The sequence below is a fragment of the Bradyrhizobium ivorense genome (assembly GCF_900696085.1).
Classification (GTDB): domain Bacteria; phylum Pseudomonadota; class Alphaproteobacteria; order Rhizobiales; family Xanthobacteraceae; genus Bradyrhizobium; species Bradyrhizobium ivorense.
In genome coordinates, this window is sequence record NZ_CAADFC020000005.1 from 1 (window position 1) to 22,615 (window position 22,615).

At 66.1% G+C, this 22,615-nt stretch carries 28 protein-coding genes; 12 read left to right on the forward strand and 16 right to left on the reverse strand.

Annotation, left to right across the window (positions count from 1 at the left end; all coding sequences use genetic code 11):
- The coding region (locus CI41S_RS08820; protein WP_139858610.1) for an IS110 family RNA-guided transposase at positions 1 to 455 on the reverse strand (455 nt) is incomplete at its 3' end.
- Positions 456 to 696: 241 nt separating this feature from the next.
- On the reverse strand, positions 697 to 1,050 hold the full coding sequence (locus CI41S_RS08825; RefSeq protein WP_172627191.1) for a DUF3307 domain-containing protein: 354 nt from the start codon (positions 1,048 to 1,050) through the stop codon (positions 697 to 699).
- Positions 1,051 to 1,472: 422 nt separating this feature from the next.
- Between CI41S_RS08825 and CI41S_RS08830 the strand changes: the two genes are divergently transcribed.
- From CI41S_RS08830 to CI41S_RS08850, 5 genes are all read left to right on the forward strand, one after another.
- Positions 1,473 to 2,870: a TAXI family TRAP transporter solute-binding subunit gene (locus CI41S_RS08830; RefSeq protein WP_139858611.1), complete on the forward strand. Its 1,398-nt coding sequence runs from the start codon at positions 1,473 to 1,475 to the stop codon at positions 2,868 to 2,870.
- 225 nt (positions 2,871 to 3,095) lie between these two features.
- A complete protein-coding gene (locus CI41S_RS08835; protein ID WP_139858612.1) occupies positions 3,096 to 3,440 on the forward strand; it encodes an ArsR/SmtB family transcription factor in 345 nt (114 codons plus the stop codon).
- 11 nt (positions 3,441 to 3,451) lie between these two features.
- Complete coding sequence (locus CI41S_RS08840; protein ID WP_139858613.1) at positions 3,452 to 3,940, forward strand: ArsI/CadI family heavy metal resistance metalloenzyme; 489 nt, start codon at positions 3,452 to 3,454, stop codon at positions 3,938 to 3,940.
- Between the two features lie 11 nt (positions 3,941 to 3,951).
- Entirely contained in the window at positions 3,952 to 4,362 is a 411-nt protein-coding gene (gene arsC / locus CI41S_RS08845; protein WP_139858614.1) for an arsenate reductase (glutaredoxin), read from the forward strand.
- Positions 4,362 to 5,042 carry an aquaporin gene (locus CI41S_RS08850; RefSeq protein ID WP_139858794.1) on the forward strand — a complete coding sequence of 227 codons (681 nt, stop codon included), beginning with the start codon at positions 4,362 to 4,364 and terminating at the stop codon, positions 5,040 to 5,042. Before arsC ends, CI41S_RS08850 begins: the two co-directional genes overlap by 1 nt.
- 11 nt (positions 5,043 to 5,053) lie before the next feature.
- On the opposite strand, the gene chrA is transcribed toward CI41S_RS08850, so the two are convergent.
- A complete protein-coding gene (chrA, locus tag CI41S_RS08855; protein WP_244626450.1) occupies positions 5,054 to 6,253 on the reverse strand; it encodes a chromate efflux transporter in 1,200 nt (399 codons plus the stop codon).
- A gap of 111 nt (positions 6,254 to 6,364) precedes the next feature.
- Between chrA and CI41S_RS08860 the strand changes: the two genes are divergently transcribed.
- Positions 6,365 to 7,180: an ABC transporter substrate-binding protein gene (locus tag CI41S_RS08860; protein WP_229177432.1), complete on the forward strand. Its 816-nt coding sequence runs from the start codon at positions 6,365 to 6,367 to the stop codon at positions 7,178 to 7,180.
- Here CI41S_RS08860 and CI41S_RS08865 read toward each other — a convergent pair.
- The 5 genes from CI41S_RS08865 to CI41S_RS08885 all read right to left on the reverse strand — a co-directional run bounded on the left by CI41S_RS08865 (position 7,151) and on the right by CI41S_RS08885 (position 10,250).
- Positions 7,151 to 7,849 carry an ABC transporter permease gene (locus tag CI41S_RS08865; protein WP_139487050.1) on the reverse strand — a complete coding sequence of 233 codons (699 nt, stop codon included), beginning with the start codon at positions 7,847 to 7,849 and terminating at the stop codon, positions 7,151 to 7,153. The two genes, CI41S_RS08860 and CI41S_RS08865, sit on opposite strands and share 30 nt — an antisense overlap.
- Entirely contained in the window at positions 7,846 to 8,493 is a 648-nt protein-coding gene (locus tag CI41S_RS08870) for a cysteine hydrolase family protein (protein WP_139858616.1), read from the reverse strand. Before CI41S_RS08870 ends, CI41S_RS08865 begins: the two co-directional genes overlap by 4 nt.
- Before the next feature lie 177 nt (positions 8,494 to 8,670).
- Positions 8,671 to 9,426, reverse strand: a complete 756-nt coding sequence (locus tag CI41S_RS08875; protein WP_172627967.1) for a Crp/Fnr family transcriptional regulator — start codon at positions 9,424 to 9,426, stop codon at positions 8,671 to 8,673.
- Positions 9,427 to 9,609: 183 nt separating this feature from the next.
- Positions 9,610 to 9,972 (reverse strand): PRC-barrel domain-containing protein, encoded by a 363-nt coding sequence (locus CI41S_RS08880; protein ID WP_139487052.1) that lies wholly within the window; start codon positions 9,970 to 9,972, stop codon positions 9,610 to 9,612.
- Positions 9,973 to 10,043: 71 nt separating this feature from the next.
- Positions 10,044 to 10,250 carry a hypothetical protein gene (locus CI41S_RS08885; protein WP_139858617.1) on the reverse strand — a complete coding sequence of 69 codons (207 nt, stop codon included), beginning with the start codon at positions 10,248 to 10,250 and terminating at the stop codon, positions 10,044 to 10,046.
- Positions 10,251 to 10,495: 245 nt separating this feature from the next.
- Between CI41S_RS08885 and CI41S_RS08890 the strand changes: the two genes are divergently transcribed.
- Genes CI41S_RS08890 through CI41S_RS08900 form a run of 3 tightly spaced genes read left to right on the forward strand, consistent with a single transcriptional unit; the run spans position 10,496 to position 11,208 of the window.
- A complete protein-coding gene (locus tag CI41S_RS08890) occupies positions 10,496 to 10,687 on the forward strand; it encodes a hypothetical protein (RefSeq protein WP_139858618.1) in 192 nt (63 codons plus the stop codon).
- A gap of 32 nt (positions 10,688 to 10,719) precedes the next feature.
- Positions 10,720 to 10,935, forward strand: a complete 216-nt coding sequence (locus CI41S_RS08895) for a hypothetical protein (protein ID WP_139487055.1) — start codon at positions 10,720 to 10,722, stop codon at positions 10,933 to 10,935.
- A 51-nt stretch (positions 10,936 to 10,986) separates the two neighbouring features.
- Positions 10,987 to 11,208, forward strand: coding sequence for a hypothetical protein (locus CI41S_RS08900; RefSeq protein ID WP_139858619.1), 222 nt, complete (start codon positions 10,987 to 10,989; stop codon positions 11,206 to 11,208).
- Positions 11,209 to 11,372: 164 nt separating this feature from the next.
- Here CI41S_RS08900 and CI41S_RS08905 read toward each other — a convergent pair whose 3' ends face one another.
- Both CI41S_RS08905 and CI41S_RS08910 read right to left on the reverse strand, forming a co-directional pair.
- Positions 11,373 to 12,245, reverse strand: a complete 873-nt coding sequence (locus tag CI41S_RS08905; RefSeq protein WP_139858797.1) for a DUF6537 domain-containing protein — start codon at positions 12,243 to 12,245, stop codon at positions 11,373 to 11,375.
- A 31-nt stretch (positions 12,246 to 12,276) separates the two neighbouring features.
- The gene (locus CI41S_RS08910) at positions 12,277 to 12,945 is read right to left on the reverse strand and encodes a Crp/Fnr family transcriptional regulator (RefSeq protein WP_139858620.1); all 669 of its coding nucleotides are present in this window, start codon (positions 12,943 to 12,945) and stop codon (positions 12,277 to 12,279) included.
- Between the two features lie 312 nt (positions 12,946 to 13,257).
- Here CI41S_RS08910 and CI41S_RS08915 point away from each other — a divergent pair, with 312 nt between their 5' ends.
- Both CI41S_RS08915 and CI41S_RS08920 read left to right on the forward strand, forming a co-directional pair.
- On the forward strand, positions 13,258 to 14,370 hold the full coding sequence (locus CI41S_RS08915; RefSeq protein WP_139487058.1) for a cyclic nucleotide-gated ion channel: 1,113 nt from the start codon (positions 13,258 to 13,260) through the stop codon (positions 14,368 to 14,370).
- 11 nt (positions 14,371 to 14,381) lie between these two features.
- Positions 14,382 to 15,167, forward strand: coding sequence for an enoyl-CoA hydratase/isomerase family protein (locus tag CI41S_RS08920; RefSeq protein ID WP_139858621.1), 786 nt, complete (start codon positions 14,382 to 14,384; stop codon positions 15,165 to 15,167).
- Between the two features lie 214 nt (positions 15,168 to 15,381).
- Here the strand turns inward: CI41S_RS08920 and CI41S_RS08925 are convergent, their stop codons facing one another.
- Positions 15,382 to 15,816, reverse strand: a complete 435-nt coding sequence (locus CI41S_RS08925) for a DUF6157 family protein (protein ID WP_139858622.1) — start codon at positions 15,814 to 15,816, stop codon at positions 15,382 to 15,384.
- Positions 15,817 to 15,828: 12 nt separating this feature from the next.
- A complete protein-coding gene (locus tag CI41S_RS08930) occupies positions 15,829 to 16,473 on the reverse strand; it encodes a glutathione S-transferase family protein (protein ID WP_139858623.1) in 645 nt (214 codons plus the stop codon).
- Between the two features lie 83 nt (positions 16,474 to 16,556).
- Between CI41S_RS08930 and CI41S_RS08935 the strand changes: the two genes are divergently transcribed.
- Complete coding sequence (locus tag CI41S_RS08935; protein WP_139858624.1) at positions 16,557 to 17,555, forward strand: helix-turn-helix transcriptional regulator; 999 nt, start codon at positions 16,557 to 16,559, stop codon at positions 17,553 to 17,555.
- A gap of 411 nt (positions 17,556 to 17,966) precedes the next feature.
- Here CI41S_RS08935 and CI41S_RS08945 read toward each other — a convergent pair whose 3' ends face one another.
- From CI41S_RS08945 to CI41S_RS08960, 4 genes are all read right to left on the reverse strand, one after another.
- Entirely contained in the window at positions 17,967 to 18,680 is a 714-nt protein-coding gene (locus tag CI41S_RS08945; RefSeq protein ID WP_139858626.1) for a nitroreductase, read from the reverse strand.
- Positions 18,681 to 18,775: 95 nt separating this feature from the next.
- Positions 18,776 to 20,023 (reverse strand): acyl-CoA dehydrogenase, encoded by a 1,248-nt coding sequence (locus CI41S_RS08950; protein WP_139858627.1) that lies wholly within the window; start codon positions 20,021 to 20,023, stop codon positions 18,776 to 18,778.
- Positions 20,024 to 20,051: 28 nt separating this feature from the next.
- On the reverse strand, positions 20,052 to 21,299 hold the full coding sequence (locus tag CI41S_RS08955) for an acyl-CoA dehydrogenase (RefSeq protein ID WP_139858628.1): 1,248 nt from the start codon (positions 21,297 to 21,299) through the stop codon (positions 20,052 to 20,054).
- Between the two features lie 120 nt (positions 21,300 to 21,419).
- A complete protein-coding gene (locus CI41S_RS08960; RefSeq protein WP_139858629.1) occupies positions 21,420 to 22,547 on the reverse strand; it encodes an acyl-CoA dehydrogenase family protein in 1,128 nt (375 codons plus the stop codon).
- Between the last annotated feature and the right edge of the window lie 68 nt (positions 22,548 to 22,615).

The window sequence follows — 22,615 nt, forward strand, 5'->3', positions numbered from 1 at the left end:
GCCGCCACGATCCCGAGCTCGCTCAGCGCCGCCCGCAGCGCGTTCGCGGCCATCGTCCGCTGCCGAACCAGCAGCGCGCGGGTGCCGTGAACCGCCAGCGCCGCCTGCTGCGCGACGCTCTTCACCGCCACAAAGCGCATCGTCGGCCGGCTCACCGCCTCGCAGATCGCCTCCGCGTCCCGGCCATCGTTCTTGTTGCGCTTCACATAAGGCTTCACATAGGCCGGCGGCATCAGCTTGACTTCGTGGCCGTACTTCCCGATCACCCGTGCCCAATGATGCGCGCTGCCACAGGCCTCCATGCCCACCAGGCACGGCGGCAACTGCGCAAAAAACTTCTCCACGGCGGCCCGCCGAAGTTGCCGCCTCAGCACCACAGCTCCCGCCGCATCAACCCCGTGAACTTGAAACACGTTCTTCGCCAAGTCCAAACCAATCGTGCTAATCTTCGTCATGGACGGTCCCCTTGTCTGGTCGAATCAACATCACCAGTCTGGCACACTGATGCCGTTGGGGGCCGTCCACCCCATCTTTGCGAGGAGCCAACGGGTCGCGCGAACGCGCGCCCGATGACAGGCTCCGCGACGAAGCAATCCATCCCCCCGCGCTTGCGGACAGGTGGATTGCTTCGCTTCGCTCGCAATGACGGGTGGAGGGGTCCGGCCTCTCAGCAGAGAGCGACGTCCGTGGACAGGCTCAGTTCGCGGCCATGTAGATCGAGAGTGCAAAGCCGGTGAGATGGTGCAGCGCCTGGTCGACGCCGATCAGCGTCCAGAACCAGGGATGGCCGGACTCCAGCGTGACGTGGAAATGCGAGGCGCAGATGCCCTTGGCGCGGTCGACGATGATGTGGATCACGAAATCGACGAAGGCGACGTACCAGAAGCGCGGCGCCACCAGGAGAATCAGCACCAATGCAACCGCGAGATGCACCAGGCAGTGCGCGAGCAGCGGGAGGCCCCAGCCGGTCTTCTGGTCCTTGCCGATCGCCATCCAGGCGTTCTGCAGCATGAAGTCGGCGATGATGTGCTTGGCCGTGAGCAGCAGCATCCATCCGACCAGGGCACCAACCGACACCGACGATGACAGGGAGGGAAACAACAAGCTGACGCCCTTTGACGTGAATGAATGTGATCGCAGGAAATCCGGGTCAGGCCGTCAGCACAATCTCGCAAACCAAAGCTTGTCTCATTTATGACATCTCCGGCGGCGGATTGCACCAGCGATGCGCTGAAAATCACATGTGTGTTCGCCCCCCGATAGTGGCGATCGTCATGCGGCATCGCGGCGCAGGTCCGCCGGTTAAGGTTACGGCCGGCCGCCGGTTTGCATTCCCCCAAGGGAGGTATATCGTCACGGAACGTGCGAAATTTTCTTTCTTTTGTAGCCATTTACAAGTTCGCCGGGCAGCGCCGGTTCGGCTATGGCATACCGCATTCCCGGATGGGTGATGAGCCAAGAGTGCTTGGGCCATGAGTGCTGAAGCTCCCTCGCCTGCGCCGGCCTTGCCGCCGGCTCGCGCCACGGTTGTGAAGAACAACCGCGCCCAGATCGTGATCTTTTCCGCCCTGACCCTGCTGCTGACCGCGGCGACGGTGTGGGGCGGCCAGGTCTGGCTGCGCAATTCGGAGACCCTGGTGTTCGCGGTCGGCGACCAAAACGGCCCCGAGGCGAAGTTCGCCGCCAAGCTGGCGACGGTGCTGAAGAACAACTCGTCGCGGCTGCGCCTGAAGATCGCAACCAACCCCGACAACGCCAAGGCGCTGGCGCAGTTCGACCGCCGCGACGCCAACCTCGCGATCCTGCGCACCGACGCCAAGGTGCCGCCGCGCGCCCGCGCGCTCGCCATCCTCGAGCATGACGTGGTGCTGGTGCTGAGCCCCGGCGACAAGAAGATCAAGTCGTTCGCCGAGCTGAAGAAAAAGCGGATCGCCGTGGTCGGCGACGGCGACAACAGCGTCAACTTCGTACGCAGCGCGCTCGAGATTGCCGACAACCCCGATGCGGCGCAGCGGGTGCAGCCGGCGCCGCCGGGCACGCCGATCGACCGGCTGTTCGCATCCGGCTTCGGCGCCGTGATCGCGATCGAACACGCCTCCAAGTTCATCAAGGACAAGAGCTACGAGCAATTTGCGCGGCGCAGCGGCTTCACGCTGAACGCGATCGATGCCGCCAAGGCGCTCGCCCGCAAATATCCGGCGATCTCCGAGGAGACGGTCTCCAAGGGCATGCTGTCGGCCTCGCCGGCGATTCCCGACGACGACGTCGATACCATCGGGCTAGAGTGGCTGCTGGTCGCGCAATCGCGGATGTCGAGCACGACGGCGGCCGAGCTGGCGCGCCTGATCTACGAGAACAAGTCCGAGCTCGTGCTCGCCGACGGCTTCGCCTCCAAGATCGAGCCGGCGGAAACCGACAAGGATGCCTTCATCGTTGCCCATCAGGGCGCCGCAGAATACATCAATGACGACACCAAATCGTTCATGGATCGCTACAGCGACGTGCTGTATCTCGCCGCCGCCGCGCTCAGCGTCATCGGCTCGATCTTCGCCGCGATCTACACCAAGGTCACCCGCGTCGCGCCGAGGAAAGCCAGCGAGCTTGCGGCGGCGATCCTCGAGATCGGCGAGCGGATGCAGCACGCCACCTGCATCGACCATCTCGACCAGCTGCAGGACGAGCTCGAGGCGATCCTGCGCCGCGCCGTGGTCGGCTTGCGCGACGGCAGCGTCTCCAGCGACGGGCTCGACACCTTCAAGCTCGGCTACGAGCTGGTGCGCGACGAAATCGCGCTGCGCCGCGACCACTTCAAGCGCCACCCGCCGGCGCAGGACGACAACGTCGTGGTGGTGAAGGCGGCGAACGCGTGAACGGCCGTTTGCTGTGAACCGTCATCCCCGCGCAAAGGCTCCGCCTTTGTCGCTGGAGGAGCGCGCACTTGCGCGCGTCTCGAAGGATGAATCGGCCCGGCCGGTGGCCGTCGACCCTTCGAGGCTCGCAAGAGCTCGCACCTCAGGGTGACGGTGACGCATTGTGCTCGCGGCAATGCCGAATGCGCCTTGACGGCCGGCCCTTATTTCAATATTCGTTGAAATATGGAAAAGACAGACGCCGTCAGCGCGCTTGGCGCGCTGGCGCAGGACAATCGGCTGGACGTGTTCCGCCTGCTGGTGCAGGCCGGCCCCGACGGGCTGTCAGCCGGCGCGGTGGCCGAGGCATTAGGACTTGCCCCCAATAGCCTGACCTTCCATTTCGACAGGCTGCGCGCCGCCGGGCTGATCGCGGTGCGCCGCGACGGACGCTCGATGATCTACACGGCGCAATACGAGCAGATGAACGCGCTGCTCGCCTTCCTCACTGAAAACTGCTGCGGGGGCGTTTCATGCGCGCCCGCGGCCGAGTGCAAGCCCGCGCGCAAGCGGAAGAGCGAGATCGCCTGAAAGGACAGACCATGAAGCGCATGCATGTTCACGTCTCCGTCGAAGACCTGTCCCGCTCGATCGGCTTCTACTCGGCGCTGTTCGCGGCGCAGCCTGCGGTGGTGAAGGCGGACTACGCGAAATGGATGCTCGACGATCCCCGCGTGAACTTTGCGATCTCGACCCGTGGCCGGCAGGTGGGCCTCGATCACCTCGGCATCCAGGTCGAGAGCGCGGACGAGCTGCATGAGGTCTATGACCGGCTACGCCAGGCCGGCGGCGAGATCATCGAGCAGGGCCAGACCACCTGCTGCTATGCCAAGTCGGAAAAATCCTGGATCGACGATCCCGCCGGGATCGCCTGGGAGACCTTTCACACCACCGGCGAAAGCACCGACTATGGCGACGGCAGCGGCGAGAACCGCGCCCGCGTCGCGCAGGAAAAGCAAATTGCGCAGGAAAAGCCGAGCGCCTGCTGCGCCCCGCAGGCGGCGGCGAAGCCGTCGTCAGCGTGCTGCTGAGGCGCATGAAGATGGATGTGATCATCTACCATAATCCGGACTGCGGCACGTCGCGCAACACGCTGGCGATAATCCGCCACGCCGGCATCGAGCCGCATGTCGTCGAGTATCTGAAGACGCCGCCGGCCCGCGCCATGCTGCAGCAGCTGGTCGCGCGCATGGGGATCGCGGTGCGCGATCTGCTGCGCGAAAAGGGCACGCCATACGCCGAACTCGGGCTCGCCAACACGGTCCTGACCGACGACGAACTGTTCGATGCGATGCTGGCCCATCCGATCCTGATCAACCGGCCGATCGTCGTGACGCCGAACGGCGTGCGGCTGTGCCGGCCGTCCGAGACGGTGCTGGAGCTGCTTCCGCCGCAGCGCGGCGAGTTCGTCAAGGAGGATGGCGAACGGGTGCGGCTGGACCGCGGCGCGTGATGCGGCCGCTCGCGCAGCGCGCCTTCGCCGAGTGGCTCGGAACGGCCTTCCTGCTGGCGGCCGTGGTCGGCTCCGGAATCATGGCCGAACGGCTCGCCGGCGGCAACGCGGCGCTGGCCCTGCTCTGCAACACGATCCCGACCGGCGCCATTCTGGTGGTGCTGATCCTGGCGTTCGGCCCGGTCTCGGGCGCGCATTTCAATCCCGCGGTCTCGTTCGCCTTCGCGATCCGTCAGCAGGCACGCTGGACCGACACCGCAGTCTACGTCGCCGCGCAAATCGCGGGCGCAATTGCCGGAGTGTGGATCGCGCATCTGATGTTCGATCTTGAGGTCTGGCAGGTGTCGACGACCGCGCGCACCGGGACCGGGCAGTGGATCGCCGAAACCGTAGCGACGTTCGGCCTGCTGACGACGATCTTCGGGGTCGCGGCGCGAACGCCGCAGGCGACGGCCTATGCGGTCGGGCTCTACATCACCTCGGCCTACTGGTTCACGGCCTCGACATCGTTCGCCAATCCCGCCGTGACCATCGCCCGCGCGCTATCCAACACTTTTGCCGGTATCGCGCCCGACGGGGTTGTGCCGTTCATTGCCGCCCAGCTTGCCGGCGCCTGCCTCGCGATCCCGGTCGCGCGCGTGCTGTGGCGGCCGCCGATTGACGCGGCGGTCAAAGCCTGAGGAGAGCTGCCTCAGCCTGAAGCAGCCAGCACGCCGGCGATCGCGCTGAACACCACCACCACGAGCGGCGGCGCGCGCCAGACCGTGAGCAGCACGAAGCCGACCAGCGCGATGCCGAAATCGCGCGGCCCAAGCACCGTACTGGTCCACACCGGCTGATACAGCGCCGCGCCGAGAATGCCGACCACCGCCGCGTTGACGCCGCGCATCATCGCCTGGGCGCCGGCGCGCTTGCGAAACTCGTCCCAGAACGGCAGCGCCGCCAGCAGGATCAGGACGCCGGGCAGGAAGATGCCGAGCAATCCGATGATCGCCCCGGCAACGCCATGCGGCGCGATACCGACCACCGCACCGAGATAGGCTGCGAAGGTGAACAGCGGGCCGGGCACCGCTTGCGCGGCGCCGTAGCCGGTGAGGAACGCGCTGTCATTGACCCACCCCGGAGTGACCACGGCCTCGCGCAGCAGCGGCAGCACCACATGGCCGCCGCCGAACACCAGCGCGCCGGAACGGTAGAACGCCTCGAACAGCGCGATGCCGCCATCGCCCGACAGCCGCGCCAGCACCGGCAGACCGATCAGCAGGATCGAAAAGGCGGCCAGCGCGGCAAGCCCGACGCGCCGCGACACCGGCACGGCGAAGTGGGTGGCGCCGCCGCCCTGCCCGGCGCGGCACAGCACAAGGCCGGCGAGGCCGCTGAGCAGGATGGCGCCGACCTGGACGACCGGCGACGTGCTGAACAGGATCAGCAGCGCGGCGAGGACCGCGATCGAGGCGCGGGTCCGATCCGGGCACAGCGTGCGCGCCATGCCCCACACCGCCTGCGCGACGATCGCGACCGCGACGAGTTTCAGCCCGTGCACCAGGCCGCTGCCGACGGGACCCGAGAGCGCGCTGGCGCCATAGGCAAACAGCACCAGCACGATCGCCGACGGCAGCGTGAATCCGGTCCACGCCGCCAGCGCGCCGGGATAACCCGCGCGCATCAGGCCGAGCGAAAAGCCGACCTGGCTGCTCGCCGGACCCGGCAGGAATTGGCACAACGCCACGAGATCGGCGTAGGCCTGTTCGTCGAGCCATTTGCGGCGCTCGACGAATTCATGCCGGAAGTAGCCGATATGGGCGATCGGCCCGCCGAACGAGGTCAGGCCAAGCCGCAGAAACACGCGAAACACCTCGGCGGCGCGGCCCACTGGTTGCTCGACTGTCATCATTGACCTTGCCCACGCTGTTTGCCGGCGAAAATGTCGCGGACGGCATCAGATGGATTTCACGCCCGTGTTGCAAGGGCTACACTGACGGCGACGTCGGGGAGAAGACAAATGCGAAAATTCTTCATCGCCCTTGTGGGCATGCTGGCCTGGTGCGCGCCGGCAGCAGCGCAGGAGCGAACCATCACCGTGGCTTCGACGACGTCGACGGAGCAATCGGGCCTGTTCGGCCATCTGCTGCCGCAATTCACCAAGGCATCGGGAATCGGAGTCAGGGTCGTCGCCGTCGGCACCGGTCAGGCCCTCGATATCGGACGACGGGGCGATGCCGACGTGGTGTTCGTTCACGACAAGCCGGCCGAGGACAAATTCATGTCCGAGGGCCAGGGCGTGAAGCGCTTTGACGTCATGTACAACGATTTCGTCATCGTCGGACCAAAGGCTGACCCGGCGCACATCGCCGGCGACAAGGACGTTGCTGCGGCGCTGCGCAAGATCGCGGCGGCGAAGGCGCCCTTCATCTCGCGCGGCGACCGCTCCGGAACGCACCAGGCGGAGCTGCGGCTCTGGAAGGATGCCGGCATCGACCTCGCGGCGGTGAAAGGCGACTGGTATCGCGAAATCGGACAGGGCATGGGGCCGGCGCTCAACATGGCAGCGTCGACCGGCGGCTATGTGCTGTCGGATCGCGGCACCTGGCTGTCGTTCAAGAATCGCGGCGATCTCACGATCCTGACTGAAGGCGACAAGCGGCTGTTCAACCAATATGGCGTGATGCTGGTCAACCCGGCCAACCATCCGAACGTCAAGGCACAGGACGGGCAGGCCTTCATCGACTGGCTGATCTCGCCGGCCGGACAGCAAGCCATCGCCGGCTACAAGGTCGGCAGCGAGCAGCTATTTTTCCCCAACGCGACCCACGAGTAGGAACGCGACGGTCGAGACGGCCACACTCAGGGCCAGCAGGATCAGCCCAAGCCCGAGCGCCAAGGGCAGCTCGCCCTTGCTGGTCTCGAGCGCGATCGCCGTCGTCATGGTCCGCGTATAGCCGCGAATATTGCCGCCGACGATGATGATGGCGCCGACCTCGGCGATGGCGCGGCCGAAGGCAGCGAGAAAGGCGGTCAACAGCGACGCGCGTCCCAGCGCGAACAGCAGGGCGATGCTGCGCACATAGGACAGCCCGTCGGTCCGCGCCAGATCGCGATATTCCATCCACAGCAGCGATGACGGCCGATGCACCAGCGCAACCACGATCGGGGTGGCAAGCAGCGTCTGGGCAATCACCATGGCGGCCGGCGTGAACAGCAGGCCGGCCGGACCCAGCGGTCCGGAGCGCGACAGCAGCAGATAGAGCGCGAGACCAACCACCACCGGGGGAAGACCGAGCAGTGCATTGGTCAGCACGATGACGACTTGGCGGCCGCGAAATTTTGCAATGGCGAGCCAGGCGCCGATCGGCGCCCCGATCAGCAAGGCAAGGATGCTCGCCATCAGGCTGACGCGCAACGACAGCATGACGATGCCGAGCAGCTCGGCATCCGCATCGGCGATCAGCGACAGCGCCGCACTGACGGATCGTGCGAAATCGCTCATCCGCAGGTGCGCTGCAGCGTCCGGCAGAAGGTCTCCACATCGGTGAACACCGCGTCGCCGGCGAATTTCAGCGACTCGACGGAGCGCTGCGCCGCCTCGGCGTGTCCGCTGCCGCAGGCGTCGTCCACGATGACAGGGACGATGCCGAGATCGGCGGCGTGCCGCGCCGTCGGCTCGATCCCGATCTCCATCGCGACGCCGACCAGCGCCATCGAGGTGATGCCGCAATCGCGCAGCGCGATCGCGAGCGGCGTGCCCTCCAGTGCCGACATCGTCAGCTTGTCGAAGATCGCCTCGCTCGGCCGCGGCGCCAGCTCCGGCGTGATCTGGAAGCCCGGCGAGTCACGCAGAAACCACGGACTAACCTGTTCCGGATCGTCGGTGCGCTGCCAGGCCATCGCCATCCGGTAGCAGAACGCGCCCATCAGCTCCCGCGGCAGCGACATGTGCCGCATGAAGAAGATTCTGACGCCGGCGGCGCGGGCGGCGTCGAGCACGCGCGCCACCTTCGCCACCACAGCCTCGGGATTCTTGATCTGCTTCAGGATGCCGATCTGCATGTCGTAGACCACCAGCGCCATGCGCTGGGGGCTGCAGATCTCGTCAAGGGTTTGGGGAATATCGAGGCCGAAGATGGTTTTCATTTGCCGATACCTGTGGAGTTTGACGAGCGGGACGCGTCAGCGGGTTCAGCCGCGTCCTGCCCGCGCGCGCCGGGCGCTGACCGGCCGGCGCGACGAGCGCCGCCGCCGACCGCGGGGAGCATAGTGTGAATCCGGCAAGGAAGGTCAAGACATCAGGTCGCCCGCGCCGGGCAGCCGTTATCCGGCCGCGATGTCCGCGCTCCCGGCATCGAGCTGCCGTCCTTCGCGATCCATATGCAGGTAGTTCGGGTTGAACAGGCCTGCGCGCATCAGGCGTGCGAGATCGGGCACGGCAAGGGTCTTGCTCTTGAGCACGATCAGGCCCGCGGCACGCAGCTCCTGCAATATGCGGTTGACGTGCACCTTGGAGAGACCGGTGGCGTCGGCGAGATCGGCCTGGGTCAGCGGAAAATCGCAGTTATCGCCCCTGGTCAGCTCGGCCATGCTTAAGCGCAGCCAGATCTCGCAGAGCAAATGCGCGGTACGCTCCAGGGCGGTGCGCTGGCCGAGGTTCATCGTCCATTCGCGCTGGATCGCGGCGTTGACCAGGGTCTCCCACCAGAATGCCGTGGCGATGCGCGGATGCCGCGCGCCGACCTCATCGAAGAACTCGCGGGAGAGATCGGCGATCGTGACCTGCGTGATGCTGCCGATCGAATGATCCATCTCGCGCAGGATGAAGCCGTTGACGTCGCAGATGTCGCCCGGCAGGAGGAACGACACCACCTGCCGCCGGCCGTCCTCGAGCTGCTTGTAGCGGCAGGCCCAGCCGGACAGGATCAGATGCACGTCCCTCGGCTTCTCGCCCTCGCGGACGAGGTCGACGCGCGGACCGAGCTTGCGCACCCGCTCGGTGGCCGCGCGATCGAGGATGGCATGCTCCGCCGGCGAGAGGCGTACGAAGTGCTCCAATTTCCGGATCAGCGATGCCAACGACAGAGGTCCCCCGCATGTTCATCGGGTAACCGCCGGGTCGGTTTCAATAACGTATGTTACATTGCACAGGTATTGGCGAATGTTCACTTGTGTACATTCACGCCAACTGATTTTGGCGGCGCCGGCCACGATGTCTCGCGGCGGACACGCGGCCGCGCCGCGAGACGGGCCGGTGTCTGCTTACACGAACGGCACGCCGTAATAGTCGTTGACCGCGCGCGTGGTGCCGATGTCGGCCCAATTCCAATCGCGCTCGCTGCCGTATTTCGGCGCGCCGCGCAGCTGGGCCTCGGTCACGCCGGTGACGTAGCCGCCGAGCCGCGTATCGTATTTCAGCGATTGCCAGGGCAGCGGATAGTGGTCATTGCCAAGTCCCAAAATTCCGCCGAAGCCGAGCACGGCATAGGAGACGCGCCCGCTCTTCTTGTCGATCATGACGCGCTCGATCGAGCCGATCTTCCGCTCATCGGCGCCATAGACCGCGGTGCCCTCGACCTTGTCGCTGCCGATCAGATTTCCGATTTCCTTGTCATCGACTGTCATGCGTTGCTCCGTTCAATCCTTGTATCGGCAACCCCGATAGAGATCGCCGTTCCCGCGACAATGTCGCGCGCTCAGCCGGTCGGCGCGTCGCCCTTGTCGTCGGGCGCCATGCCCGATCCCGGCGTCTTGTCGGCGTCGTTCAATTTCGGATCGCGCGTCGCTTCGCGCTGATGCGATGACCCGGCCTTGGTCTTGTGCGCGGTCTGAGCGCGCTGCTTGTCGGCAGGCTGCTCCTGACCCTTGGCGTCCCTGACGATGCCCTGGTTGGAATGTGCCATTTGTCGAGCTCCTTGAAGCCTAATCTCTAAAAGTCATGCGGGCCCCGGCGATGAAATTCGCCGAGGCCCGTCACCGGAATGGTCCACTGCTCTCGGGGAGCAAAGCAGCGAACGCACCGGGCTTACGCATGGCCCGCGAGATCGTTCCTGGTTTTCGGGGCGCATTTTTTCGATCCGCCGGATGTCATGGGTTAACGACGCCCTTCAGGAACCTGCCCTAAGGTTTGGTTCCAGGGTGGAGACAGATGAGCAAGAAGAAGCGCAACAGAGGCCGGCCTGCAGGATCGTTCGAGGACCGGCTTGGGAAGTTTGCCGAGGATGCCCGCATTGCAGCGCGCAAATTGCCCCCCGGGCGGGAACGCGACGCGTTGATGAAGAAAGCCAGACAGACCGAGACGGTGATGGAGGTCAGCGAGTGGCTGGTACCCCGTAAATAGCCACGTCGCTGAGCCCGACAGGGAGAGCCGCGATGATCGAGGAGAGGTTTGACTCACGTACGCTCGCCAACATGAATGTGGCGCTCGACCGCGTCTGCGATGGAACCCCGCACGGCGAGGAACACCCCACCCGCAGGCGCGTTGCCCGATACATCATCAAGTGCGCGAGGAGCGGCAGGACGACGCTCACCGAGTTGACCCGGGCCGGGCAACAGGCGCTGGCCAAGGCGACCACCGCGGCGGAATAGCCATCGCACGGAGCGCCTGCGGCTCTCGGCCTTCAGCAGAGGCAGACACGCATGCGCATCGCAATCAGCGTCGGCCTGCTGGCCCTTCTGCTCGCGGTCGGCGCCTACGCCTATCAGGGCCTGATGATCCCGGACGCACCGGTGCCAACCAATGGCATCATCCTGTTCACGGTCGGACTTGCGCTGATGGTCGTTGTCGGCGTCGGCTTGATGGGCCTGCTGTTCTATTCCAGCCGCCGCGGCTACGACGAACCGCCGCATATCGAGCGGTAGCGAGCGGAGACATAGCGCGCTCCGCCCTCAGACCCGTCATCCTGAGGTGCGAGCCCTTGCGAGCCTCGAAGGATGAATCGGCCACCAGCCGGGCCGTCGATCCTTCGAGACGCGCGCAAGAGCGCGCTCCTCAGGATGACGGGGATAGATCTGATCTCACGTCGCTACGACGCAGCCTGCGGCACCCGGGCGCGGATCTCCGCGATCTTGCGCTTCAGCGCGGCCTGGCGCGGGTCGGGCATGATGGCGGCGCGGGCTTCGGTGATGGCGGCAGCGAGATCGGGCAGCGCAAGCACGCCGTCGAAGGTCGGCTTGGCGAGCCCGTCGATGATCGCGTGCCAGTCCGCGATGCCCTGGCGATAGCGATCGCCGTAGCCGCTGATCATGGTCGCGGTCTGGATCACGGCCGTCGCCGCCGCCGGCTGCTTGGTCAGGCTGCGGTCGATCATGTGCAGCCAGCGCTCGACCCAGACCCGTTCCTTGGCATAGCGGATCGAGAACAGCCGCCAGCGCTTCAGGCCCGCCTCGATCCGCAGCCGACGGACGCTGAAGCGGCTGTTGGCGGAAAAGCGGATCGAGACCCGGCGGTGCCGCCAGCCGAACCAGTCGAGCATGCCGAGAATCGGATCGGCGATCACCGCCGGCAGCGCATCGATCAGTTCGTCGAGCCGGAATTTCTTGATGTCGTCGGCAGAGCGCGCCGTCAACCCGCCGGCGGCATTGACCTCGCCGAGCTTGAGCTGCGCGATCCGGATCGGGTCCTCATAGGCCATGCGCTGCGCCAGCAGCTGCGCGATGTCGGCGAGCATCGCGTCGTCGACGCCGCGCCGGCCGACGAAGCGGTTGAGCCGGTCGACATAGAGCTGGGCGTAGCTCGTGCTCTGATATTCGATCATCAGGTGGATCGCGCCGCTCACCGCGGGGCCGAGATGCGCCGGGCAGGCGTCGGGCAGCACCGGCGGCCCCTCGTCCTCGTCGCCGATGATGTCGGCGAACAGGTAACGGAGCGAAGCCAGGAGACCGTCGTCATCCGGCACTGCGGCGCCTCCAGAACTGCTCACAACGCGCTCATGCCGGCTTCGGCTCCGCGACCTTCGGTGTGGTGTACTGCGCCAGCTGCTGCTCCAGCGTCGAAATGTTCTGGAACAGGCGGGCGCTGGCAAGCCGCAGGAAGTAGAAACCGAACGCCGGGTTCTGCACGTAGAGCTGCTCGACCTGGTCGTAGGTCACCGACAGCACGGTGCCGCTCTCGACGCATTCCAGCGTTTGGGTGCGGGTGTTCGACGGCGACAGCATGCCGAACTCGCCGACGAGGGCGCCGACCGGCAGCTCGATGCCCGACTCGACCAGGCGGTAGCGGCCGCTGACGATGTAGAAAATGCTGTCGGCCTTCTCGTCCTTGTAGAACAGGACATCGCCGACGTTGAATTTCCGCTCGGTCGTGAACGGCCGCAGCCAGTCCATCGACAGATCGCTATTGACCGATTTCTTCACGCTGCGGACCAGCTGCAGCATCTGGTGCAGGCGATAGGTGTTCACCGGCAGCAGCACGGCATGCAGGATCAGCACCGCGTAATTGTGGGTCGGGATCGCGGTCGCGATCAGGATGATGTTGGTCAGGATGGCGAAGACGCGCAGCGGGATCATGGTGCGCATCGACAGCGTGGCGACCACGAAGATCGATGCGAACAGACTGCCGGCTGCTCCGGCGTGCTCCGCGAGATGTGAGGTATCCATCGGAAACCAACCAATTCTCAAGAAGTGAACAGACCACCTTATTAGTCGCTGCAGTGCGGTCGAGGTCGCATCGGCTGGACAGCATTGCTGATATACGGGGAAAACGCGACGATTTGTCTGATTTCTCACATTTGCCGGGGCAAAATTGGGACAAGATGCCTAGGCCATTCGTCCAACGGTTCGATGTCATGCCGCGAACGCCTGCGCGTTGACGGCCTCAGCCGAGGCAGGCACGTTGTGGCAGCGGCCCCGCCTCCTGCAGGGCCTCCCTTACAAACAGCGCATCAAACCCAGGCAGGCAATCCAGCTCCGATGTCCAAGCCGCTCGTTGTTCCGGCTCTGACGCGTTTCGTGTCGGCCACTGCCGGCCGCAACATGACCACGGCGGCGTATGTGGCCGTGGCCGTCGGCGTCACCATGATGGTGCTGCTGACGGTCGAGCCGGCCTATGACGCCGTGGGGCGCTGGGTCGACGCGCTGCTGTGGGCGTGCCTGTTCTATTTCGTGTTCGAATGGCTGGTGCGGCTGCGCCATATGGGGCGGCAGGGCAAGTTCTGGTTCTACGCGCTGTCGAGCGCCGGCATAGTCGATGCGATCGGCGCGCTGGCGGTGCCGGTCGCCCTGCTCGCCGGCATCGCGCCGAAGACGGCGTGGCTGCTCGGCGTGCTCTGGGTGCTCAAGGTGGTGCCGGGCATTCCCGGCCTGCGCCAGTTGCGCCGCGTGCTGGTGGTCGAGTCAGGCCCGCTCGCCAGCGTGCTGGTGATCTTCCTGATGGTGGTGTTCCTCGCCTCGGTCGCCGAATACTATCTGGAGCGCGACGTGCAGCCGCAAACCTTCGGCAGCGTGCCGGCGGCGCTGTGGTGGGCGGTGGTGACGCTGACCACGACCGGCTATGGCGACGTGGTGCCGATCACCCCGCTCGGCCGCATCGTCGCGGCAATGGTGATGATCTCGGGGCTCGGCGTGTTCGGACTGTGGACCGGCATTCTCGCCACCGGGTTTGCCGCGGAGACCCGCCGCGACAACTTTCTGAAAACCTGGGAGACCGTCAGCAAGGTGCCGTTCTTCGCCCATCTCGGGCCTGCCGCGATCGCCGATGTCACCCAGGTGCTGCGGACCATGGACCTGCCGCCGCGCACCATGATCATCCGCAAGGACACCAACGGCGACTGCATGTATTTCGTCGCCGCCGGCGAGGTCGAGGTCGACCTGCCCGGCCGCAAGGTGCCGCTCGGCGAAGGCTCGTTCTTCGGCGAGATGGCGCTGCTCGGCAACGCCAAGCGCGCCGCCAGCGTCGCCACCACCAAGGTGACGCGGCTGTTGGTGCTTGACCTCGTCGATTTCCGCCTGTTGATGGCACGGCATCCCGAGCTCGCCGAGACCATCGACGCCGAGGCGAAGCGGCGCGAACGCGAAAATCAATGATGGAGACCACAATGGCCGACGCGGCCGACACCGGAAGCGGACCCGTGCTCGAGATCGCGGGAGCGCGCGCCACCATCCGCCTCAACCGGCCCAAGCATCTCAACCGCCTGCAGGCCGAGGATCTCGGCGGGCTGGTCAAACTGTTCGAGCGGATCGAGGCTGATCCCGCGATCCGCGTGCTGGTGCTGACCGGGACCGGGCGCGCGTTCTCGGCCGGCTACGACCTCAACTCGGTGGCCGAGCGGGCGGTGAGCGCGAACGAGCAGCAGAGCGCGGGCTCGGCGTTCGAGGTCGTGGTCAACCGGCTCGAGGATCTCGCGGTGCCGACGATCTGCCGGCTCAATGGCGGCGTCTATGGCGGCTCGACCGACCTGGCGCTGGCCTGCGATTTCCGGATCGGCGTCGACACCGCCGAAATGTTCATGCCGGCGGCGCGGCTCGGGCTGCATTACTACACCAGCGGCATCAAGCGCTACGTGACGCGGCTCGGCGTCGACAACGCCAAGATGCTGTTTCTGACTGCGCAGAAGATCACCGCGCCGGAGATGCTGCGGATCGGCTACCTCACCGCCATGGTGCCGCTCGAAATGCTGGACGAGGAAGTCGACAAGCTCGCGGCGATCCTGGCCGGCAATGCGCCGAAAGCCATGGCCGGCATGAAGCGCGCCGTCAACGAATTCGCCCGCGGCGCTCTGGACGAGACCGCCGCCGACGCCCGCCACCGCGACAGCATGCGCGGCGACGAGATCAAGGAAGGCATCAAGGCGTTCGCCGAGAAGCGCGCGCCAAGGTTTTAGTTCGGCGCTCCGCACCCACTCAGTCCCGTCATCCTGAGGTGGCCGCTTCTTCAGCGGCCCTCGAAGGGTCGACGGCCCGGCTTTCCCCTCGCGGAGGCATCGTGGCCGTGCATCCTTCGAGGCTCGCCGAAGAGGCTCGCACCTCCAGCGACAAAGGCGAAGCCTTTGCGCGGGGATGACGGGACTAACAAGTGCGTACCCTGTTTCGCGGACCTCACCCCCGCTTGCTTCGCATCGCGCGCGTTTGCGCGATCTCCGGGTCCGCGGCCAGCGCCTGGTAGCGCTTGCTGTCGACGGCGTAGATCGCGATGCGGCCTTTCGCGTCGGCGTGAACGCCCCAGCCAAAGCGCTTGCCGAGCGGCGAGGCACGCATGCAGGCTTGGCCCTTCGCGAAGAATGCCTCGCGCGCCAGGCTGCGCTCCTGCTTCGTCGCCTTCGCATCGAGCGCACGGCCGACCGCCGACGTCGCGAACACCACGTCGTCGGAGGTGTACTTGTACGGCGCGCCTGCGAGCATCGCGTATTGCAGCGTCGCGACGGTCGGCTGGCCGCCGCGCGGCTGCGGCGCTTCACCGCTGCGCGCGGGGCAATCCTCCGCGACGCGGATCAGGGTGTTGACGACATTGGTGCTGTGGAGCGCTTTCGCCATTGCGCCGTCTTATCACACGCCGGCTGCCGCGGCATGCGCCGCAGCTATCTCCTGGTCCGCGGCCGTCACACGCTGGTAGGCCGGGCGCGACGTGATCCTTTCGGCGTGACGGACGAAGACATCCCGCTTCGGCACGATGCCGAAGGTCATGGTCCAGTTGAAGGCGATGCCCCAAAGGATATCGGCCGCCGTGATCTGGTCGCCGAACAGATAGGGTCCCTTGGCGAGCTGCGCTTCGAGCGCACCCAGCATGGTGTCGTAATCGGCATAGGGCGACATCGTGATCGGCGCCGGCTCGCGCTTCATGAAGTGGTCAATCACGGCCGGCTCGAACGAGCAACCGTAATAGGCGATCCAGCGCAGATAGGGACCCCGGCGCGGGTCGCCCAGCGCGGGCGTCAGGCCGGCCTGCGGGAACAGATCGGACAGGTAGATGTAGATCGCGACCTGCTCGGTCACCAGCGCCTCGCCGTGGCGGATCGCCGGCACCTTGCCGAGCGGATTGACGGCGAGATAGGCGTCCCGACGCTGCTCGCCGGCCTTCGCGTTGAGGACGTGGAGGTCATAGGGCGCGCCCAGTTCCTCCAGCAGCACCCGCGCGCCGGTGGCGCGGGTCTGCGGCGAGTAATACAGCGTGATGCGGTCGGTGGTGGTCATGGGGTGGCTCCTTTGCGCCATCAGGGTCGCGCTCTCCTTATGCGCGCCTATACCTGACACCCTGTGTCAGGTATCATCGGCACATGCGCGCAAGCCGGCTACTTTCGATCCTCACCACCCTGCAGGCGCGGGGCCAAGTCACCGCGCCCGAGCTGGCGGAGGCCTGCGAGGTCTCGGTGCGGACGATCTATCGCGACATCGATGCGCTCGCCGCCGCCGGCGTCCCCGTTTATGCCGACCGCGGCGCCGAGGGCGGCTATCGCCTGCTCGACGGCTACCGGGTGCGACTGAACGGCTTCTCGCAGTGCGAGGCCGAGGCGCTGTTCATGGCGGGGCTGCCGGGACCCGCCGCCGCGCTCGGCCTCGAGCCTGCGATGGCGGCGGCGCAGACCAAGCTGATGGCGGCACTGCCGGCGAACCTGCGCCCCAACGCCAACCGGGTACGGCAGCTCTTCCATCTCGATGCGCCGGGCTGGTTCGGCGAGTCCGAGGAGCCAAAGCACCTGCGCGCCATCGCCGGCGCGGTGCTGCGCGAAAACCTGATCGAGATTCGCTACCAGAGCTGGAAGGCCGAGAAGCGCCGCCGCGTCGCGCCGCTCGGCCTGGTGCTGAAGGGCGGCAGCTGGTACCTCGCGGGTCTCGTCGACGGCAGCGTCCGCAGCTATCGCGTCGCGCGCGTGCTCGAATGCGTGGCGCTGGACGAGGCGTTCGCCCGGCCGGCCGATTTCGACCTCGCCGCCTATTGGCGCGCCTCCACCGAACGGCTCGAGGCCGAACTGCATCCGAACCACGCCACCGTGCGGCTGTCGCCGCTCGGGTTAAAGCTGTTCGAGGTGCTGGCGCATCCCTACGTCAGGGCGCGCATGCGGCTGGCCGAGACCACCGACGCCGACGGCTGGCGGATCGCCACCATGCCGGTCGGCAAGACGGTGTGGCACGCCGCGACCGAGCTGCTGCGGCTCGGCACCGAGGCCGAGGTGCTGGAGCCGCGCGAGCTGCGCGAGAAGATGGCCGAGATGACGGCTGCGATGGCCGAGCGCTATGCGGAGGCGCCGCCGCGGCAGGTGGCGCGGAGAGCATGAAACTCTTCACCCTCCCCTGGAGGGGGAGGGTCGTTGCGCATGAAGCGCAGCGCAATGCGATCCGGGGTGGGGTGATCTCTCAACACGGGCAGCGCTGACGTGGAGGGACTGCCACCCCACCTCGCCGCTCATTTCATTCGCGTCGATCCTCCCCCTCCAGGGGAGGATGGGCGCGCCGAGCAGCCGGGACTTCAACGCGGCGATGGGTGACGACGGCACGGAGAGCCTAACACTCTTCACCCTCCCCTGGAGGGGGAGGGTCGGATCGCATGCAGCGCAGCGGAATGCGAGACGGGGTGGGGTGATCTCTCAACACGGGCAGCGCTGACGTGGAGGGACTGTCACCCCACCTCGCCGCTCATTTCATTCGCGTCGATCCTCCCCCTCCAGGGGAGGATGAGACACAGCCCGCTATTCGTCGACGAACGTCGCGGTATCCGCCAGCGCCGCGCGCGACGTCCGATAGCTGTTCACCTTGTGGGCGTGATCGGCATAGCCGAACGAGATGCCGCAGACGACGCGGCGGTCCTCGGCCAGATTGAAGTGGCGCCGGATCAGGCTGGAGTGGCGGGCTAGTGCCGCCTGCGGGATGGTGCCGAGTCCGAGCGCCTGCGCCGCCAGGATGAAGTTCGAGACATAGGCGCCGCAATCGATCGCGCCGTATATGCCGAGCGGCTCGTTGGTATGAATCACGGCGACGTGCGGCGCGCCGAAGAAATTGTAGTTTTCCAGCGCCTGTTTTGCATACGCCGCCTTGTCGCCCCTGGCGATGCCGAGCGTGTTGTAGAGCTGAAATCCGCTTTCGCGGCGGCGCTCCAGATAGACACCGACATATTCCCGCGGCGGGGTGAAATCGTAATCCTCGCCGAGGCCGCGCGACGCCTCGGCATAGATCGCCTTGCGAAAGCTCTCCTTGGCCGCGCCGGAGACGATCAGCACCTGCCAGGGCTGGCTGTTGCACCAGGACGCGGTGCGCTGCGCCGTGGCGAGGACGTGCTCGATGGTCCCGCGCGGCACCTCGCGCGGCAGGAAGGCGCGTACCGAATAGCGCTCGTTGAGCAGGCTTTCGAGCGCGCCGATGCGGTCTTCGCTCGAATAGCGCGGGCCAGGTGTTTTCGCGTCCATGGTATTTCCCTTTTTCGTCATTCCGGGGCGATGCGCAGCATCGAACCCGGAATCTCGAGATTCCGGGTTCACGCTTCGCGTGCCCCGGAATGACGTTAGCTGCGCCCCTTGGTCGGGATCTTGTTGTAGGGCACGTCCTTGTCGACCCTGATATCACCGGGCAGGCCGAGCACGCGCTCGGCGATGATGTTGCGCAAGATCTCGTCGGTGCCGCCGGCGATGCGCATCGAGGGCGACGATAGCAGCATCTGCTGGAACTGGCCGTGCACCAGCTCCTCGCTCTCTCCGGTCAACCCGCCCGAGGCGCCCTGCAGGTCCATCGCGTAGGTTGCGATATCCTGCAGCATCATGCCGGAGACCAGCTTGCCGATGGAGTTTTCCGGTCCCGGACGCTCGCCCTTCGACAGCGCCGAGATCGCGCGGTAGCTGGTGTATTTCAGCCCGCTCGACTTCACCGCCCAGCTCGCGAGTTTTGAGCGCACCGCGGGATCGTCGATCGCGAGGCCATCGTCGAGCATCAGGTTCGAGCAGAACTCGAACATTTCAGGCACGCCGGTCGCAAGCCGCGAACCGATCGACATGCGCTCGTTCATCAGCGTGGTCAGCGACACGTTCCAGCCCTCGCCGACGGCGCCGAGACGCTGGCTGTCCGGAATCACCACATCGGTGAAATAGACCTCGTTGAACTCCTGCATGCCGTTGGCCTGCTTGATCGGCCGCACCTCGACGCCGGGGCTCTTCATGTCGAGGAAGAACATCGTGAGGCCCTTGTGCTTGGGCACATTCGGATCGGTGCGCGCGATCAACAGGCCGTAGTCGGAGTAATGCGCGCCCGAGGTCCAGATCTTCTGGCCGTTGACGACCCAGTTGTCGCCCTTCTTCTCGGCGCGGGTGCGCAGGCCGGCGACGTCGGAGCCGGCCGACGGTTCGGAGAACAGCTGGCACCAGATCTCTTCGCCCGACGCGAGCTTCGGCAGATAGCGGCGTTTTGCCTCTTCGCTGCCCCACGCCATCACGGTCGGGCCGCACATGCCCTCGCCGATCTGGAACGGCTGGGTCAGCTTGCCGTAGACGCCCTCCTCCTGCTGCCAGATCACGCGTTCGATCGGCGTGGCGCCGCGGCCGCCATACTCCTTCGGCCAGTGCAGGCAGGCCCAGCCGCCCTCGGCCTTCTTCTTCTGCCAGGCCTTGCCGACCTCGACCATGTCGTGCTTCGCAAGCCTGATGCGGCCGAGCGAGGACTTTGACAGCTCCGCCTCGAACTCCTTCGGCGCGTTGGCCTCGACCCATTTGCGGGCGGTGGCGCGAAACTCGGCTTCCTGCGGCGTGTCGTCGAAATTCATGGCGAGCCTCTTTGCTATTCTTCCGCGCTCACGCGCGGCCCTTGGTCGGGATCTGGTTGAACGGCACGTCCTTGTCGACCCTGATATCGCCGGGCAGGCCGAGCACGCGTTCGGCGATGATGTTGCGCATGATCTCGTCGGTGCCGCCCTCGACACGGGTGCCCGGCGCACGCAGCAGCATTGCCTGGAATTTGCCGGCGGCCTCGGCATCCTCAGGACCGTTCAGCGCGCCGGCGGCGCCCTGCAGGTCGAGCGCATAGGCCGCGACGTCCTGGATCATCGATCCCGCGACCAGCTTGCCGATCGAATTCTCCGGCCCCGGGCGCTCACCCTTCGACAGCGCCGAGATCGCGCGCATGCTGGTGTATTTCAACCCGCTCGCCTTCACCGCCCAGTTCGCCAGCTTCGAACGCACCGCGCGGTTCTCGATCGCCGGGCCGTCTTCCAGCATCAGATTGTTGCAATACTCGAACAGCTCCGGAAAACCGGTCGAGACGCCGGCGCCGATCGACATACGCTCGTTCATCAGCGTGGTCAGCGAGACGTTCCAGCCGTCATTGACATTGCCGAGCCGCTGCGAATCCGGAATGCGCACGTCGGTGAAATAGACCTCGTTGAAATCGGAGGCGCCGCTGGCCTGCTTGATCGGGCGCACCTCGACACCCGGGCTCTTCATGTCCAGGAAGAACATGGTGAGGCCCTTGTGCTTGGGCACGGTCGGATCGGTGCGGGTGAGCAGAATGCCGTAATCGGAATAATGCGCGCCCGAGGTCCAGATCTTCTGGCCGTTGATCACCCACTCGTCACCGCGCTTCTCCGCGCGGGTGCGCAGGCCGGCGACGTCGGAGCCGCCGGCCGGCTCGGAGAACAGCTGGCACCAGATCTTCTCGCCGGACGCCAGCGGCGGCAAATAGCTGCGCTTCTGCTCCTCGCCGGCGAACGCCATCATGGTCGGGCCGCACATGCCGTGGCCGATGATGAACATCGCGCTGAGGCGGCCGAACGGGCCCTCCTCCTGCTGCCAGATCACGCGCTCGATGGGAGACGCGCCGCGGCCGCCATACTCCTTCGGCCAGTGCAGGCAGGCCCAACCGGCATCGGCCTTCTTCTTCTGCCAGGCCTTTGCGACCTCGAGAATGTTGGCGCCCTTGAGCTGGACGCGGCCCAGCGAGGCCTTGCGCAGCTCGTCCTCATACTGCTTCGGCGCATTCGCCGCGATCCAGGCTTTTGCCTCGGCGCGGAATGCGGCCTCTTGCGGGGTGTCGTCGAAATTCATGGTCTCTCTCTTCCGTCATTCCGGGGCTCGCGAAGCGAGAACCCGGAATCTAGAGGTTACTTACTCATCTCGAGATTCCGGGTTCGCGCTGCGCGCGCCCCGGAATGACGACTCGTGGGACTACGCCGCGTTCTTCTTGCGCATGCGGTCGATCAGCGCGTCTTCCCAATAAGACAGGCTGCCGAGGCCGACCGCCACCGCGTTGGCACGGCGGTAGTACATGTGGCAGTCGAACTCCCAGGTAAAACCCATGCCGCCGTGAACCTGGATGTTGTTCTTGGCGCAGTGCTGGAATGCCTGCGTCGCGCTGATGCGCGCGGCGGCGGCGGCTTCCGGCAGTTCGCCGGCATTGGTCGAGAGCGCCCAGGCGCCGTAGTAGCAGTTGGAGCGCGCCAGCGTCGCCGAGACGTACATGTCGGCGAGCATGTGCTTGATCGCCTGGAACGAGCCGATCGGGCGGCCGAACGCGATACGGTCGAGCGCGTAGTCGCGGCCCATCTCCAGCGCGCGGTCGGCGCCGCCGACCTGCTCGAACGCCATCAACACCGCGGCGCGATCCAGCACCTGGGTGATGACGCCCCAGCCCTCGCCGGCCGCACCGAGCGGCTCGGCCTTGGCGTCCTTGAAGCTGATCTCGGCCTGGCCGCGGGTCAGGTCGATATTGGTCAGCGGCTTGACCTCGACGCCGCTCCCCTTGAGGTCGACGATGAACAGCGAGATGTCGGATTCGCGGCCGCTGGAGCCGGTGCGCGCGGCAACCACGGCGAAGTCGGCGATGGCGCCGTCGGCGACCGGCTTCTTGACGCCGTTGAGCACGCCGCCATTGGCGGTGACATTGATCGCCTTCGGCGACGGATTGCCCTTGCCCTCGAACAGCGCCAGCGTGCCGATCGCATCGCCCGCGGCGATCTTCGGCAGCCACTTCTGCTTCTGCGCGTCACTGCCGGCGATCAGGATCGCTTCGGCGGCGAGGTAGACGGTCGACGAGAACGGCACCGGCGCCAGCGCGCGGCCCATTTCCTCGGCGATCACGCAGAGCTCGAGATGACCTGCGCCCGCACCGCCGAATTTTTCCGGGATGGCGACGCCGAGAAAGCCCATCTCGGCGAGGCCCTTCCACAGCGCCTTGTCGTAGGGCGCCTTGCCGTCGAGCACCTCGCGCACCGCCTTCGGCGGGCAGTGTTCGCTCAGGAATTTCCGCGCCTCGTCGCGCATCTGCTTCTGTTCGTCGGAGAAATCGAAATTCATGGCGGCTACCTTTTTCTTGCTGTCATTCCGGGGCGATGCGCAGCATCGAACCCGGAATCTCGATGTAA